Origin of the sequence: Corynebacterium anserum, assembly GCF_014262665.1 — a bacterium.
Classification (GTDB): domain Bacteria; phylum Actinomycetota; class Actinomycetes; order Mycobacteriales; family Mycobacteriaceae; genus Corynebacterium; species Corynebacterium anserum.
Map to the genome: position 1 here is coordinate 1,527,628 of NZ_CP046883.1, position 15,666 is coordinate 1,543,293.

Sequence of the window (15,666 nt, forward strand, 5' to 3'; positions counted from 1 at the left end):
GTCACCAAAGGATCACAAATGGGAAGCGGTTCCCCATCAATTCACCATAGATCCCTCCGAGAACTTCTATGTACGCCGTGTGTGACGCTAACTTAGGGAACATGGTTACTAACAATAGTTCTCATCATGCCGCCGATAACCAGGTCTGGTCGGCCTCTGGAACTCGCCGGTTTTTAGCTGGTGCCACCGGCGTGATGCTGACAGGTCTTCTATTAGCGTCGTGCTCAACCACGACTGAAGAACCAGCAGAGGACTCTTCGGCTGCCGTGGCATCGGCGGATAACGCTGAGGAAGGAACCGGGGGCTCTCCGCAACCAACCACCGGTGGGCACAACAACTCACCAAATAAGCTCGTGGGTAACGGACGCCACTCCGAAGACGCTTCCGATGGGGGTGCTTGCCGCACACGCCAATTGAAGATCGACACCGCCGGCATGCAAGGCAGCGCGGGAAGCAAACTATTCAACATTGTGTTCACGAACACCAGCCACAATCCTTGTTCCCTCAACGGCTTTCCCGGTGTCTCTTTAGTAACCGATAACAATGGCACCCAACTGGGCAAGTCCGCGGTTCGGGAAGACGTATCCTTCGAACCCGTGATGCTCGATCCAGGTGGTGCAGCCATTGCTCCGGTGAAGTTGACTTCTACCGGCCCCTTAGATCCAAACGAATGCGAACCAACCCGCGCCGATGGACTACGAGTCTATCCACCGGGAGAAACCAAAGCGGCGTTCATCCCCATGTCCAATGTTCAGGGGTGCAGGGGGGATGTGAACGTTCTCTCGGTTCAACCCGTCACCCTCGCTCCTCACGAATAACCGGGGATCACCGGCCTGCGGGCGAACAGCTCGCAAACAACCAGCCTAGGAGCGAACAGCACACGAGTAGATGCCTCGTATCACCCCCAGTTTCCCCACACATCGTTCCCGTTGTTCCACCTCACGGTGAAATACACACAAAATCCGCACAACTTGCACGGTTTTCTACGCCTTTCGTCGCCCGCACGCCTATCGTGTTCATGTGAGTAATTCCCCATCCGTTTCGATAACAAAGCGCGGTACCGGTGCCCAACAGTCATCATTGCTGTGGATAGGCCTTTTAGGACTTCTCGCCTTGGTAGTGCGTGCCGTTCAGCTCTCTCAACGCACGTTCTATTGGGATGACTTGGTCATCCCGGCGCGTTTCCGTCACGAGAGTGTCGTGGGCTACTTCAGCGCGTACGACGGCCACGTCATGCCATTATCCATTGCCGTTCAGGTACTAGCTGACAAGATTGCTCCCCTACAGTTTTGGCTACCCATTACAATTATTGTGCTCTTGTCAGCCGTGGCATTTGCTCTCTATGCGGTGGCTCTCCAACGGTTGGTCACTCGCCCGTGGGTGCGGGTGCTCACTTTCACTGCAATAGCCTTTTCCCCTTTTCTGATGGTGGCCTCCGGCTGGTGGTCTGCTTCACTCAACGCTTTAGGCTGGCAGTTGGGGTTTGCCGCGGTGTTGCTGTGTATTTCTTATGTACCGGTATCGGCTCCACAGGAGACGTTGCCCACAGAAAAAGAGGGACACGGCCCTAAACTTTCTCGAACCACTTTGTCAGCGGCATCTGGAGACTCCCTCCAACCTTTTCTTCTCGGTGTTTTCGCAAGCGTAGCCGTCTGTGTAGCTTTCCTTTTCACGGAGAAGTCACTGTCTATCGTTCCTGCAGCCTTTGTTGTTGCGTGGTTTCTGCGTCGAACCAATATTCAATTTTGGACCCTGCCGTGGGTTGTTACCGCGGTGTGGGGTTTTGTGATGTCACGCATCACAGATTTGACTAGTACCGACAGCACGTCCACTATTTTCGATTCCATACCCACCACCTTGTCTCAGGCGATTGTGCCGGCCATAGTGGGCGGCCCGTGGCAATGGGGGCGTTGGGCTCCGTCCCAGGCGTTCACCGCACCTGCTGACTGGCTACAAGTTATTGCGTGTATTGGTGTAGTCGCCGCCCTGGTCTGGTACCTATGGCGCGGCCTCAAGCGAGCGTTGGTGTTTATTCCCATCGTCGTCTTTTTCGTCGCCATTATTTGGGTCTTGGTTGACACCCGCACGGGTCAGGGAACGACGGATCTCCTCACTCGCAACCTGCATTACTACGCGGATTGGTGGGCTTTCACTGCCGTTGCTCTGGCTGCAGCATCCCTGCGTTTTCCTTCTTCCCGACGCCACTTCCCCCAACTCCTCACAATCAGCTCCCTTGTGCTAGTCATTTCTTCCATCATCAGCACAGTAACTTGGGTTGGCGCCTGGAAGGACGATACAACCGCCGAGTATTTGGCTAACCTCCGGGAGTCCATGACGGCCACCAACGGACAGCTGTTGGATCAGCCAATGCCGATCGAAATTCTGAGCCCACTAGTGAATCCGTACAACACGGTTTCCGCAGTTACGGGGAAAAGCGCCGCTCACTGGATTACTGAGCCTCGCGTCTTGAATCCCAGCGGCAAAGTTGTCCCTGCCGACGTATGGGAGCATGGCACCACCAGTGGCGGCAATGTGAAAGATTGCGGTAACCGCCTCTACGCGGGAAGCCAAACCATCCTGAAAATCAGCAACCCTCTGCCATTTGGTGAGTGGACCTGGAAGATGAACGCAGTGGCGTCGGCTCCCAATATGACGGTAACCCTCACCACCCCGAATGGTCTGGAGACAGAGCAGCAGAGCCGCGAACGCGCCGTAACGGTACCAGTGCCAACTGAACTGGGGACTCAGTATGTTCGTGTCAACGGCGGTGGCGGTTTCCTGCAAGTAGAGGTTCAAGGCAATGGCGTCAATGATCACGTCTGCATTGCAGCCGGAGCTATTGGTCCACTGCTGCCGGTGCCGGATCAGGCGCAGCACTAACCACCTCCTGTGAGCAGCCACGCCTTGTCGGTTTTCTGTCTAGAATTTCTTTTTAACCCACCAATCTAGAACAGGACATTGAGCACCATGGCAATTGGCCTCGCTGCACTCCTTGACGACGTTTCCATGATTGCGCGCACCGCAGCGGCAAGCGTGGATGATATCGGTGCTGCCGTCGGCAAAACGTCTGCGAAAGCCGCAGGGGTGGTTGTGGATGATGCCGCAGTCACCCCTAAGTTCGTCGACGGAGTTACACCTTCCCGAGAGTTGCCGATCATCTGGAAAATTACCAAAGGCAGTCTGCGCAACAAGCTCGTCATCATTCTGCCCATCGCGTTGTTGCTCTCCGCCGTCGCACCATGGATGCTCACCCCACTATTGATGTGCGGCGGTACCTATTTATGCTTCGAGGGTGCAGAAAAGGTCATTGGTTCCTTTACAGGTCATAGCGACCATACTGAGCCTGCCGGTGACTCAGCCGCCCACGGTGACACTGGTAGTGATCTCGCAGACCTCGATAAAGCTTCCAATGGCTCAGCTAGCCACAGTGACACTGGCACTAACTCGGCCAAAGACGAAGACACTTTAGTCAAGGGGGCTATTACCACAGACTTCATCCTCTCTGCCGAGATTATGGTGATTTCCCTCAACGAGGTGGCGGATCTGGGGTTTTGGATGCGCGCCCTTGTCTTGGCCATCGTCGGTACGTTAGTGACCGTCCTGGTCTACGGCGTCGTCGGTCTATTGGTGAAGATGGATGATGCCGGCTTGGCACTGAGCACAAAGAACTCCTCCGGCCTGCAAAAAATTGGAACCTCCCTAGTCAAGGCCATGCCCATTGTTCTTTCAGTTATCTCCGTCATTGGTACTGCCGCCATGCTGTGGGTGGGCGGCCACATCCTGCTGGTCGGCTTCGAGGAGCTATTCTGGCCGTGGCCGTACGAAACAGTCCATCACATCGCCGAAGCGGCCGGTAGCAACGGCGCAGTCCAGTGGATAATCACCACATTCTTTTCCATGGTCTTTGGTCTCCTCATTGGCTCAATAGTGGTAGGCCTGACCCACCTCATCCCGTCCAGAAAAAAGCCTCACTAAGCTAGTCACAAGGTGGCCACGACCACCATGCAACTGGAACGCACTATTGTTTTGCAGAGGCAGGCTCCCACCATGGTTCATGCTGAGAAAGTAGCACTCATCTACGAAGGCGGCGGAATGCGTAACGCCTACACCGCAGCGGTGGTAGATCGGCTCATCTACAATTCTGTGACCTTTGGTTGGGTTGGCGGGATCAGCGCGGGGGCTACGCACACAGCCAATTACTTGTCCGGAGACCGCGTCCGTGCCCGCAAGTGCTTCGTAGAATTCGGCGCTGACCCCCGTACCGGCGGTGTACGCAGTTTTCTTCGCGGAACCGGTTACTTCAACGCTGAGTACATATACGAGGCCGTGGGATTACCCGATGCTGACCTCCCCTTCGACTGGGAAGCTTTTCATGCCAATCCCACCCCATTTCGCATAGGAGCTACCCGCGCAGATACCGGAGAAACCGTTTACTTCGGCCGCGAAGACGCGCCCACTGTACAGGACCTCATGCGCCGTGTCCGTTGCAGTTCCACACTCCCTGGGCTTATGCCAGTACCTGAAGTTGGCGGTGTGGAATATGTCGACGGAGCGTTAGGAAAATCCGGTGGGCTTCCGGTCGATGCTGCGATCGACGATGGGTTCGAGAAGTTCCTCATCATCCGGACTCGCCCTCGTGGGTTCCGACGCACCCCGCCCCGTTCTCCACAACTCATCCGGCGCATGCTCCGCAAGCGCCCGGTTGTGGCTGACCTCATGCTGACCCGACATGAACGCTATAACAAAGCCTGTGAACTCATTGAAGATCTAGAACAGTCAGGTCAAGCCAAAGTCTTCTACCCAGAAAATATGAAGATCGCCAACATTGAGCGCAATTTCCCCAAGTTACAGCAGGCCTTCAATTACGGCCTCGAACAAACCCAACGCGAATGGGACGAGTGGATACAGTTTCTAGGAAACTAGAAGATTTCCAACCCCCCTGGTCTCAACCAAACGCTCACTCACAACGCCGACAACCGTTACCCCGACGCAACCAGACACTCGCCCATAACGCCGACAACCATTACCCCGACCCCAACCAAACGTGCCGATAGGACACTAACCCATCGTGTCGATGAGTTTAAGCACACCAATAAAGACCAACACTGCTGCCACGATATAACCGGATCCTGCCGTCAATCGTTCTTTGTGGCGCCCCATTTTTTCTATTAAGAGGGCTACGGGCGACTCGGGGTGGCGCTGGATAAAACCAATCAGCATGGCAAAGACAAACGGCAAGCTTAGTGCCAAGCTGGCGTACAACACCACACCAAGGTACTTTGCACCCATAGGTATATCGGTCACCGACAAATAACCCAAACCCGCAAAAAAGGGAAAAGAGGTCGCCGATTGAATAATGCCCAACACCATGCCAGCAGTGAAAGTCGTGGCATTGGGGGCCTTCAGTGGCGCAACAAGCGTATTAATCAGAGGAGCCGGATCACCTCCGCGAAATGATAAAACGGCACTGAGCAGGCCAACCGCAACCAGCGTATAGCCCATAATCGGCGATTCTAAGAAATGCCGAACCGGTTCCCCAATCCAATCAAAAAACAGCAGCGTGGCCAGGCTCAACAGAAATACGCCGAACCAGTCACCGAATACCAGCAAGCTGGCCACCCGGGCATACTTCCCCGTACGCGCATGAATCACCGCAACCGCAAACAGAACCCCAACGAGAAGGACATTCAGTGAGTCCAACAATGCATAACTCACGGCATGCAACACTGCAATGGCCTCCAGGAGGTTAACAACAAACGCATAAGGATTGAATTTCAAGCCCCGCGACAACCGAGGAATAATGTAACCATCAGACTACATTGTCAACATTGCCACAAAGCCACTCCGCAAGAACAACGGCATGGTTGACTTCACGATCATTCGCCGCAAAAACAAGAACTAGCGGTCGATCTTCTGTGGCACGACGAGCACGTTCACACAGATCGGCAAGGTCTTGCCCTGCAGGTTTGGCACTTTCTGTCTCCTGCCCACCTGTATGTTCATCGATTTCATCAGCATGCTCGTCAAGCTCTGCGATATAAAACTTACGGAACTGTTCAAACTTAGACTGCTCATGGTTAAACCATTGACGGAGTTCCGGTGACAGGGCTACCTCCTTTAACCAAGCATGCAGCTTGACACTATTCTTTTTCACTCCGCGAGGCCACAAACGGTCAACCAGAACCTCCGTACCTACAAGATCCACGTTCCCGTTCAGTAAGTCATGAATCTTCACGGTCTGAATATAAGCCATGTGCCCAACAATAGATAGTCTCTGAAAAGTTACAAGCCTCAACAGTTGAGCACTCTCCTGTGTCTAAGCGTCACCGCAGCTGCTAACATCATTGCCGTGGTGAATGCGACATGAATCAACTCAAGGCCATGTTCGAGCTAAATCCCTCGAACCGCGACCATATTCCTGCCTTTCGCATTGCTTTTGGAATCGCCGTACCGCTCCTCCTATTGCTCGCCATTAACCGCTTAGATCTAGCGATTTACGCGACCTTTGGTGCTTTTACAGGATTATTCGCACGTCACGAATCACGTCGCTCCCGGTTCCTCCGCCAATCACTCGCCGGCACCATTCTCACCCTCTGTGCTCTCACAGGAGCCATTATGTCATGGTACATGGTGGGTTTTTGGGTGATAGTAGTGGTGACATCGTTTATCTCAAGTGGCGCAGCTATGCTGGCCGCACAATACAATCTCCGACCCGCCGGCTCCATCTTCTTCGTTTTCGCTGTATCAGCAATCGCTTCCATACACGGAGGCCAGGAAGGCGTACATCCCCTCCTAGCTACAGTCGTCGCTGCAGTCACGGCTGGGTTCTGCGTAGTTCTTGGAGCTTTCGCGCACCTCATTGGGGAAGGCCCACAACCCGGTTCTGAAACACTTCCCGACCAAACGTACACACACCGTGAGCTCCGCGGGCATGGCTTACGTTTTTTCATCGCGCCTCTTGTTGCTGGGTTCCTTGGTGTACTCTCTGTGACCACAATCCCTGAGCTCTCACACCCTTATTGGGCAATGGTAGCTGGAGTCGCTCCCCTCACCCCACCACATCATGCTGGGCGTATCCAGCGTGCTCTACAAAGAATCCTCGGCACACTCGCAGGCGTGGTAACTGCAGCCTTCCTCCTATCATTCCCCACGCTACCCTGGCAAGTAGTGGTGTGGATTATCATTTTGCAATTCCTTGGAGAGATTTATATCGGCCGTAACTACGCGCTTGCCTTAACGTTCATCACCCCAGTCGCCCTCATGATGACCCAAATGGCTCACCCCATTCCTGTCGATGCCCTTCTCCTGGCTCGTACAATCGAAACAGTTATCGGCGCCTTCGTTGCAATGGGAATCGTCGCTCTCGGCTACTCCATAGATAACCCGCATATTGTCATAAAGTTTGGACAAACGATGAAAAATGAGAGTCGTTAGAGCTTCCTCTAGGCAATCATCACGCCCCGTCTCTCACTCTTCGATAGACTGAAGTCATGCCTCTCATTCGACTAATTTTGAATATCATCTGGCTCCTCACTGCCGGGATCTGGCTCTGGTTGAGTTATATCCTCGCGGGTCTCATTGCATGCATCTTTGTCGTGACAATTCCGTTTGGTTTGGCCTCATTCCGCATCGCGAATTTTGTACTCTGGCCTTTTGGTCGAGAAGTTGCTGAGACCAAGCGAGTCGGGGGTATATCCACCGTCGCTAACATCATCTGGTTTATCATCGCGGGTCTGTGGTTAGCCATCGGACACATCGCCACTGCAGCGGCGCAAGCTGTCACTATCATCGGAATCCCCCTGGCATGGGCAAATCTTAAGCTCATCCCTGTGACTTGCTTCCCATTCGGCAAGAAGATTGTCAACTCGTCTGCCGAACGTTCCCGCCTGCTCCCCACCGCACGTTAAAGGTTTGTGTGTGCATTCTTCTGAAGCAGCGTTCACACTTTTCGACGCCAGCCCTCCCCTCGACTGCGAAAGCATGTTCGGCACCTGGAGAGGACGTAGCTTCCCAACAGGCCATATTATTGACGGCGTGTTAGAAGCAACGGGGTGGTACGGAAAACGCTTCGAAGGCATTAATGATGTCCACCCTCTTGTCTTTGGCAGCGCTGGACAGCTCTACAACGTGAACCCAAGACTCTTGCCGATGAACCAGGCGGAGCGCCTTAGTACGGTTATCAAGAAGCCAATGGTTGCAACGATCAGCAAACTGCTCCTTCATTGTGTGACAACGTCGAAGCCAAAAGCTCGTCTCCGTATGGTTGACTACCGTGGTAAATGTACGGCGACTATGCTGTACGACGATCTTCCTATTGTGGATCATTTCCGTCAGCTTGACGAAAATACTGTCCTGGGTGTTATGGATCTTCGCGGTAGCGCTCCGTTCTTCTTCACCTTAGAGCGCACTGTGTTATAAACGGTCTGTTCTATTCTTCAGCCGTCTAAGTTGTCCTCACTCCTCACGTTTCGCTTACCCGCTTTGACCAACAATACCGTCTGCAAGAATGCGCATTTCCCTTGTACTCGGTTTCCAATACACCGCACGTTGAGCAGTAAGCACTGTGAAATGGGGCGATGCGATCTCGTCAAGAGCTCGAATGTACTCTGGAACAAGCTCTCTCGGTAGTCGCAGCCCCATCGTTAAATGCGGAGTCCAGCGAGGTCCCCGGCCTTGCGGATTCAATGCACAGAGTTCTCTTGCTGCTATCTCCAATTCATCACTGGTTTCCAGTAACCAGCAGACAGTTTGCTTGCGTTTCGTACCGAAGATCACAGTACCCACACGGCGAAACTGTGCAGGAATGACAGATGGCAGAATCTCTGCAGCGCGTTTGACAACCGACTGATCCATCTCGGGTGAAAAAGTGATCGTAATGTGTGGCGTCTGGTGCTGTTTAGGAAAACCTCTCACCTCAAGCTCAGCGAATAAATTTCTGACCTGCCGCTCCTGCTCAGAAGACAGATGAATAAGGATGTTCTCTGGTGAAGTCATCGGATCCTACCACTCGTCAAGAAACACAGCATCCACATAGAACCAGCACCCGGCGCGTCTTTCAAAAACGAGGACACTCGGATAAGCCAACGTTCACACAAGCCACCGCACTTAACGCAGGACGAGGCAGTCCACTCCCATCAGTATCATCTCAGTTGCTCACAGCAAGGCGGAGGCGCCGAAAAGAGCCACAGAATTCCGCTAATTATAGGACGTTCCCGCATGAGCACATACGCTCCCCTTAGCACACCCAATCATAAATCCGAGCCATCTTAAGAACGCAATCTTACGTTGCTCAGACCTGTTCCTCACAGAACCAGAGAAAACCAAGATCATCATCAAAGCGTAAAGCAACGACAAGCAACTCTAATTATTATCCTACGCCAATGTTCTAGACGTTGAACTTAAACTCGACCACATCTCCATCGCGCATCACATAGTCCTTGCCCTCTTGGCGAACTTTTCCGTGTGCACGTGCCTCAGCCATAGAACCGAGGTCATCAAGATCATCGAATGCGACGATCTCAGCCTTAATGAATCCGCGTTCAAAATCGGTGTGGATCACGCCCGCGGCCTGCGGGGCGGTCGATCCCTTGCGGATAGTCCAAGCGCGAGATTCCTTCGGTCCAGCCGTGAGGTAGGTCTGAAGTCCCAAGGTATCAAACCCTGCTTTAGCGAGAGTCTGTAGCCCGGGTTCCTCCTGACCCACCGACGCCAGCAGCTCAGCAGCCTCATCGTCATCGAGCTCTAAGAGCTCAGCCTCAGTGGCTGCATCGAGGAAGACGCACTCGGCGGGAGCAACAAGCTCCCGCAGTTCTTGCTTCTTTGCATCGTCGGTCAGCACTGCTTCGTCGGAGTTGAAGACATAAAGGAATGGTTTTGCGGTCATCAGGTGAAGATCACGCACGGAAGCCAGGTCAATCTCCCCGTGTGCAGCTGCTGAAGATAATGTTCGCCCATCTTCTAGAATCTCTTGAGCCTTCTTCGCTCCCTCAACCTGCTCGACCAGATCCTTATTTTTCTTTGCTTCCTTCGTCAAACGCGGCAGTGCCTTCTCGATGGTTTGCAGATCCGCAAGGATCAATTCTGTCTCGATCACAGAAATGTCTGCAGCGGGATCCACACGTCCGTCGACGTGGATCACGTTATCGTCCGAGAACGCCCGCACAACTTGGCAGATGGCGTCGGCCTCCCGAATATTGGAGAGGAAGGCATTACCCATGCCCTCTCCATCCGATGCTCCCTTGACGATGCCGGCGATATCCACAAAAGACACGGTGGCCGGAAGAATGCGCTCAGAGCCGAAGATCTCAGCCAAACGGTTCAGGCGGGGGTCTGGCAGCTCAACTAAGCCAACGTTTGGTTCGATGGTTGCAAATGGATAATTGGCGGCCAGCACGTCATTACGGGTCAGGGCATTAAACAAGGTGGACTTGCCAACATTCGGCAGACCAACGATTCCGAGAGTAAGAGTCACGTCCGTAATCCTAACGTGTCGCTTTAGTTACCCAAACCCACACCACCACCCGTTCACGGCAAGCGCATCACCCGCTCACAGCAGTGACCCCACCACTGCTCAAAACAACCAGGCCGCGCCCCAAAACCGCCCCACCACTTCTCAAGACACAACCAGGCCGCACCCCGGACCGTCACCCCACGGTTCCCTCACAACACGCATTCCACACGTCGCACCCCCACAACTCGCACTCCGCACAGTGGAGACACCCCTTCCCCCACCCGTTGCCCTGTTTTCCACACAAAATCCCAGATTCGACTATGTAAAATGGGTCTCGTCTGCCTATATTCATCACACATTGTTTTTGTGATCCCAATTAAAGTCGGTATGCCCAAGCGACGTAACAGACACGTCACTGACAGCGCTTATCCCCACAGTCGGTGACGGTTCGCCAGCAGAGACCCCAGTTGGCCGGACTGTACCTGAAAAATCGCGGACGTTGTTCGACTTCTAAGAAGGATCTGGCAGGAAGAGAAATGAGTATGGCCAACACCACTCAGAAGTCCCCCGCCAAGCGGGAGACATTTAATAGCCGCCTGATGTTTATGATGGCTGCCATCGGCTCGGCCGTGGGCCTTGGTAACATCTGGCGTTTCCCTTATGTCACCTATGACAACGGTGGCGGCGCGTTCCTGATTCCTTATCTGGTTGCTCTTCTGACCGCAGGTATCCCCATCCTGTGGTTCGACTTCGCTATCGGCCACCGCTACCGCGCCTCTGCGCCTTTGGCTTTCCGCCGGATGGCTCGCTGGGCTGAACCGATCGGTTGGTTCAAAGCTGGTGTGGCTTTCTTCATCGCGATCTACTACGCGGCTATTCTGGCTTGGGCAGGCCTCTACACCGTCAAGTCTTTCAATCAGGCGTGGGGCGATGATCCAGAGTCCTACCTGATGAATGACTTTCTCAAGATGGATTCCTCATCCACTTTCTCCGGCGATTTCGTCCTCCCTATTTTGGTCACACTCATCGCTGTGTGGATCTTTGCCATTGCTGTTCTCGCCATGAATGTGAATAAGGGCATTGGTTCACTGACCCTGGTCTTCGTGCCGGTACTGATTATTCTGTTCGTCATCATGGTTGTCCGCGCTTTGTTCTTGGACGGAGCTTTGGAGGGGCTGAATGCTTTCTTCACCCCTGACTGGTCTGCGCTTTCTAATACGTCTGTGTGGATCGCGGCGTATGGTCAGATCTTCTTCTCTCTGTCTGTGGGCTTCGGTATCATGATCACTTACGCTTCCTACCTCAAGCCACGCAGCAACCTCACCGGCACCGGCATGACTACCGCATTCGCTAATTCGTCCTTCGAGGTTCTCGCAGGCATCGGTGTGTTCGCCACCTTGGGGTTCATGTCTGTCACGAGCCACGTTGCTGTTGGTGATGTTGCAAGCGGTGGTATCGGATTAGCGTTTATCGCCTTCCCGACCATCATTAACCAGATGCCAATGGGCGCACTGTTCGGTGTGATGTTCTTCGGTTCCTTGTTCTTGGCTGGCATCACTTCATTGATCTCCATCATGGAGGTCGTTTTCGCAGCGCTGAGCGAGAAGCTCGGATGGAACCGTGCAACGACCGCGATTGTTTTCGGTACCATCATGGCGGTGCTGTCCACTGTGATGTTCGCCTCCACGTCCAGCTTGGTCATTTTGGACATCATGGATAAGTGGACCAACAATCTGGGCATTGTGTTCTGTGCAGCGATGGCTTTGCTCATCGTCGCCTGGGTCACTGGTCGTCGCAATGAGATTGCCCAACACCTCAACGCAGTTTCCTCTATCCGTGTTGGCCGTATTTGGGAATTCTGTGCCTTTATCCTCACGCCGGTTGCGCTCATCATCATGATGTTTAATGAGATCAAGAGCATGCTTGCCGAGCCTTATGGTGGCTACAGCTCGGCTCAGTTGAATTTGTTCGGCTGGGGCACGTTGGCTGTGATTGTGATTGCCGGCATTGTGTTGTCTGCTCTGCCGTATAGTAAGAAGACCATCACTGATCGCATTCCTGGTTCTGACTTCGGCGTTCCTGCGAAAGGACGTAGGAAGGGTGAGCCTAATCCTTTGGTTGTAGGGGCCGTTTCCTCTTCGACCGACGCCACTTCCACCACGTCCACCACCCCAAGGAGCTAAGAGTCATGTCTGCAACCGCAATTGTTATGATGGTCCTGTTTGTGTTGGTGATCTGGGGTGGCTTGGTCGCTTCTATCACGATGCTGAGGGACACTGACGATGACACCACCGGTGAACTGGGCAACGCACCCGGTACTGACGATGCGTCGCTTCTCGCTGCTCAGCACTAAAGAGCACTCCCGAAAGTACTCTCTTCTGCGACAAGGATGTCAGCAGTGACAACAACGCCCTGCCCGGGGCCGCGTAACATGAACGCGGTGTTCAGGCAGGGCATTATTCGTGGGCCGCAAAAGCTGTCATGTGAACGCTCGTCTGTGCCATGTCAGCGTTCATCTGTGCACCAATAAGGGAATCCAAACGTACATCGATATGCACATTCGTCTGGGAAACAATATGGATGATATTGTGTGCCGCCTCTCATCAATGCAAAAAATCGCACCTTTAGTGCACAATAGAGAGAATGAACTCTAGCACTAACGGTCGCGCCTCTCGCGACAATAACGAAGGCCGAGATTTCGCTGATTTCTTGGCGGGGTCGAGGCGCATGGATCCTAAGAACATGTTACCTCTGCCTGACTCCGCAGATAGCGACCGCACCGCTCCTGTTATCCCTGAAGGAATCACAGAGGATCCGGAAACGAAGGTGGTGAGCCAAGAGCCAACCGATACGTCGACTCAGGACATCACCGACGAAGCACTCCAACAGCAGGAAATTGAAGGGTCTGACTTATCTCTTTCCAAAGTCACCCCCGCCCAAAAGCGGCTCATAGAGAAAAAGGCTAAGAAAGCGAAAAAATCAGGGGATTCTGTCGCTGATGCTTATTCAGAGCAGACTCTCAACCCTGAGCAGCGCGACCGGGCGGAAGTCATCGGCAGCTCTGTCCGATGGTTCGCCGGTTGGTGCTTACGCTTTTTAATTATGGCTCTAGCGGCATACGTTCTGTTTAACGTCATTGGAAAACTGTGGGCAGGTATTCTTCCGGTTCTGCTATCACTAATTGTCTGCAGCGTGCTGTGGCCAGTGGTGCGTTTCCTCCGCAAGATGAAGATTCCCAATGGCGTCGCCGTTTTGCTCACGATCTTGGGCTTCTTCGCCGTCATCGGCGGGATCTTTGCACTCATTGCACCACCAGCGGTGGATCAGTCACGCGAGCTGGTGAACCAGGCGAACGATGGTATCCGCACTATTCAGGACTGGCTGGCGGGACCTCCTCTGAATTTGGAGGAGACTCAGCTCAACGATGCATTGTCGCAGGCCACCTCATGGCTACAGAAGCAGTCCGGAAATATTGCCTCTGAAGTTGCCGCCGGCGCATCTGCTACCCTCTCTGCACTGGTCACTTTGCTGATCATGCTGGTTTTGACCTTCTTCTTCCTGAAGGACGGGGAGAATTTCCTCCCGTTGATCCGCCGCATCACTGGCCGTCGCGTCGGTTGGCACCTCACCGAGGTTCTCACCCGCATGTGGAACACCCTGGGTGGTTTCGTTCGTACTCAGGCCATCGTCTCCTTCATCGACGCTTTCTTCATCGGCATTGGCTTGATAATCCTCAATGTTCCACTGGCTGGGGCTTTGGCGGTACTAACGTTCTTCGCTGGATTTATCCCAATGATCGGCGCTATTACCGCAGGCACCCTGTCCGTTCTCATCGCCTTGGTTGCAGTGGATTTCCAGACTGCCGTTATTGTGTTGATCTTGATCATCGCGGTGCAACAGATCGAGGGCAATATCTTGCAGCCTGTCCTGCAGTCGCGCGCGATGGATGTTCACCCAGTGATCATTTTGCTGGCGGTCACTTTGGGCGGCACTCTCTTCGGCATTATCGGCGCATTCCTGGCTGTCCCCGTTGCGGCAATGATCGCGGTGGCGCTGCGCTATATGGGGGATTTAACGGATCTTTCAACCGGTGAGAAAACAACCACCGACATTAATTTCGCAACCAAGGCCGGAACACTCACAGGCGCTCAAAATGAACAAGCCGCTAAGCGCTGGCAGGAGCTGCGTCAACAGATGAAGCAGGATGCCGAAAAATTAAACTTTTCCAACCTGCTTAATCCACTACGTGGCAATGACAAAAGTTCAGGCTCACATAAGTAGTATCTATTCCCGTGAACGATAAGCCCCGCTCCCGCTCGCATGCGAAATCGCGCCACTCTGCGCCGCCATCGAACCGGCCGATGTTCCCTGTCTGGGCACCTCTGCTGGTGATGGTTGCCGTGGTGATCACGGGATTGATTTTGACAGCTGAGGGCGGCTCCGTCCCAAAGTCTTATTTCATCCTCTTCGCCATCGCCTGCGTGATCTGCACGCTTTTGGTGGAGGCTCGTGGTCTCTTTCTGACCGTGGTGGCCCAGCCGCTGTATTTCCTTATCGGTGCGCTTGCCATCGGATGGATATCCGCAAAAGACTCCACCGGTAGTGGTTTTAAAACTAAAATTCTCACGTCGGTTTATCCGACCATCGAGAATTTCCTTTGGCTGCTCATCCCTTTCCTCATATCAGTGGTGTTAGCTCTCCTGCGCTGGCAAAAAGCGAAGAATTCTTTTTCGCGACACCAAGAGTCGGAGACGAAGCAGCGTGAGCGGCGCCGAAAGTCCGATGATTCTAACCGCGCATCGTACGCCCGTTCTCGTCATCGTGATGAGGAAGCTAAGCGCCATGCAGAGCGGGAGGCCGCAGCCAAGGAGCGCGAGGACAATAGGCGCCGTTCTGTTGAAGAGCTCATGGCTCGCAGTGAGGCGCGTAGGGCTGCTCGCGAAGAGAGGGAGCGCTTAGCCCGCGAACGTGCGTCGAGCAGAAGGGTGGCGTCGCCGCTGCCTCCACGCCGCCCCGACAACGAGGAACAAGGGCACAGTCACGCCGTGCGCCATGAACGATCACCTCTGCCGGCTGCTCGTCATGCATTACCGCATGACGAACCGGAACGCCTCCCCCGACACTATCGTGATGATCACGAGGATGATTATTTCACTGAAACGCGGCGTCCCCGTCACTACCGCGATGACGACGATTTCCCCTTCGAGGGGCGGTAG

The 15,666-nt window shown here is 53.9% G+C and carries 15 protein-coding genes; 11 read left to right on the forward strand and 4 right to left on the reverse strand.

Annotated elements, in window-relative coordinates; genetic code table 11:
- Positions 1-101: 101 nt before the first annotated feature.
- The 4 genes from GP473_RS06345 to GP473_RS06360 all read left to right on the forward strand — a co-directional run bounded on the left by GP473_RS06345 (position 102) and on the right by GP473_RS06360 (position 4,923).
- Complete coding sequence (locus tag GP473_RS06345; protein ID WP_185770083.1) at positions 102-818, forward strand: DUF4232 domain-containing protein; 717 nt, start codon at positions 102-104, stop codon at positions 816-818.
- Positions 819-1,020: 202 nt separating this feature from the next.
- A complete protein-coding gene (locus GP473_RS06350; protein ID WP_185770084.1) occupies positions 1,021-2,880 on the forward strand; it encodes a DUF2339 domain-containing protein in 1,860 nt (619 codons plus the stop codon).
- Between the two features lie 87 nt (positions 2,881-2,967).
- A complete protein-coding gene (locus GP473_RS06355) occupies positions 2,968-3,975 on the forward strand; it encodes a DUF808 domain-containing protein (protein WP_185770085.1) in 1,008 nt (335 codons plus the stop codon).
- Between the two features lie 12 nt (positions 3,976-3,987).
- Positions 3,988-4,923, forward strand: coding sequence for a patatin-like phospholipase family protein (locus tag GP473_RS06360; protein WP_343061379.1), 936 nt, complete (start codon positions 3,988-3,990; stop codon positions 4,921-4,923).
- A 135-nt stretch (positions 4,924-5,058) separates the two neighbouring features.
- Here the strand turns inward: GP473_RS06360 and GP473_RS06365 are convergent, their stop codons facing one another.
- Together GP473_RS06365 and GP473_RS06370 are read right to left on the reverse strand one after the other, a co-directional pair.
- Positions 5,059-5,778 carry a hypothetical protein gene (locus GP473_RS06365; RefSeq protein ID WP_246394721.1) on the reverse strand — a complete coding sequence of 240 codons (720 nt, stop codon included), beginning with the start codon at positions 5,776-5,778 and terminating at the stop codon, positions 5,059-5,061.
- 31 nt (positions 5,779-5,809) lie between these two features.
- Complete coding sequence (locus GP473_RS06370) at positions 5,810-6,253, reverse strand: DUF488 domain-containing protein (protein WP_186276735.1); 444 nt, start codon at positions 6,251-6,253, stop codon at positions 5,810-5,812.
- Between the two features lie 110 nt (positions 6,254-6,363).
- On the opposite strand from GP473_RS06370, the gene GP473_RS06375 reads away from it, so the two are divergent.
- The 3 genes from GP473_RS06375 to GP473_RS06385 all read left to right on the forward strand — a co-directional run bounded on the left by GP473_RS06375 (position 6,364) and on the right by GP473_RS06385 (position 8,418).
- The gene (locus tag GP473_RS06375; protein ID WP_185770087.1) at positions 6,364-7,434 is read left to right on the forward strand and encodes an FUSC family protein; all 1,071 of its coding nucleotides are present in this window, start codon (positions 6,364-6,366) and stop codon (positions 7,432-7,434) included.
- Positions 7,435-7,499: 65 nt separating this feature from the next.
- On the forward strand, positions 7,500-7,907 hold the full coding sequence (locus GP473_RS06380) for a YccF domain-containing protein (RefSeq protein WP_222104975.1): 408 nt from the start codon (positions 7,500-7,502) through the stop codon (positions 7,905-7,907).
- Between the two features lie 10 nt (positions 7,908-7,917).
- The gene (locus GP473_RS06385; protein WP_246394723.1) at positions 7,918-8,418 is read left to right on the forward strand and encodes a DUF4334 domain-containing protein; all 501 of its coding nucleotides are present in this window, start codon (positions 7,918-7,920) and stop codon (positions 8,416-8,418) included.
- A 54-nt stretch (positions 8,419-8,472) separates the two neighbouring features.
- Here GP473_RS06385 and GP473_RS06390 read toward each other — a convergent pair whose 3' ends face one another.
- Together GP473_RS06390 and ychF are read right to left on the reverse strand one after the other, a co-directional pair.
- Complete coding sequence (locus tag GP473_RS06390) at positions 8,473-8,994, reverse strand: 2'-5' RNA ligase family protein (RefSeq protein ID WP_185770089.1); 522 nt, start codon at positions 8,992-8,994, stop codon at positions 8,473-8,475.
- Between the two features lie 391 nt (positions 8,995-9,385).
- Positions 9,386-10,471 carry a redox-regulated ATPase YchF gene (gene ychF / locus GP473_RS06395; protein ID WP_185770090.1) on the reverse strand — a complete coding sequence of 362 codons (1,086 nt, stop codon included), beginning with the start codon at positions 10,469-10,471 and terminating at the stop codon, positions 9,386-9,388.
- Between the two features lie 521 nt (positions 10,472-10,992).
- On the opposite strand from ychF, the gene GP473_RS06400 reads away from it, so the two are divergent.
- The 4 genes from GP473_RS06400 to GP473_RS06415 all read left to right on the forward strand — a co-directional run bounded on the left by GP473_RS06400 (position 10,993) and on the right by GP473_RS06415 (position 15,666).
- A complete protein-coding gene (locus GP473_RS06400; RefSeq protein WP_186276736.1) occupies positions 10,993-12,633 on the forward strand; it encodes a sodium-dependent transporter in 1,641 nt (546 codons plus the stop codon).
- Between the two features lie 5 nt (positions 12,634-12,638).
- Entirely contained in the window at positions 12,639-12,803 is a 165-nt protein-coding gene (metS, locus tag GP473_RS06405; RefSeq protein ID WP_185770092.1) for a methionine/alanine import NSS transporter subunit MetS, read from the forward strand.
- A gap of 290 nt (positions 12,804-13,093) precedes the next feature.
- Positions 13,094-14,731 (forward strand): AI-2E family transporter, encoded by a 1,638-nt coding sequence (locus GP473_RS06410; RefSeq protein ID WP_185770093.1) that lies wholly within the window; start codon positions 13,094-13,096, stop codon positions 14,729-14,731.
- 11 nt (positions 14,732-14,742) lie between these two features.
- Entirely contained in the window at positions 14,743-15,666 is a 924-nt protein-coding gene (locus GP473_RS06415) for a DUF6542 domain-containing protein (protein ID WP_185770094.1), read from the forward strand.

Bases quoted from the DNA above. Each gene is read 5' to 3' on its own strand.
- GP473_RS06345 (WP_185770083.1), top strand. From the start codon at position 102: ATGGTTACTAACAATAGTTCTCATCATGCCGCCGATAACCAGGTCTGG.
- GP473_RS06355 (WP_185770085.1), top strand. From the start codon at position 2,968: ATGGCAATTGGCCTCGCTGCACTCCTTGACGACGTTTCCATGATTGCG.
- GP473_RS06370 (WP_186276735.1), bottom strand. From the start codon at position 6,253: ATGGCTTATATTCAGACCGTGAAGATTCATGACTTACTGAACGGGAAC.
- GP473_RS06375 (WP_185770087.1), top strand. From the start codon at position 6,364: ATGAATCAACTCAAGGCCATGTTCGAGCTAAATCCCTCGAACCGCGAC.
- GP473_RS06390 (WP_185770089.1), bottom strand. From the start codon at position 8,994: ATGACTTCACCAGAGAACATCCTTATTCATCTGTCTTCTGAGCAGGAG.
- GP473_RS06400 (WP_186276736.1), top strand. From the start codon at position 10,993: ATGGCCAACACCACTCAGAAGTCCCCCGCCAAGCGGGAGACATTTAAT.
- metS (WP_185770092.1), top strand. From the start codon at position 12,639: ATGTCTGCAACCGCAATTGTTATGATGGTCCTGTTTGTGTTGGTGATC.
- GP473_RS06410 (WP_185770093.1), top strand. From the start codon at position 13,094: ATGAACTCTAGCACTAACGGTCGCGCCTCTCGCGACAATAACGAAGGC.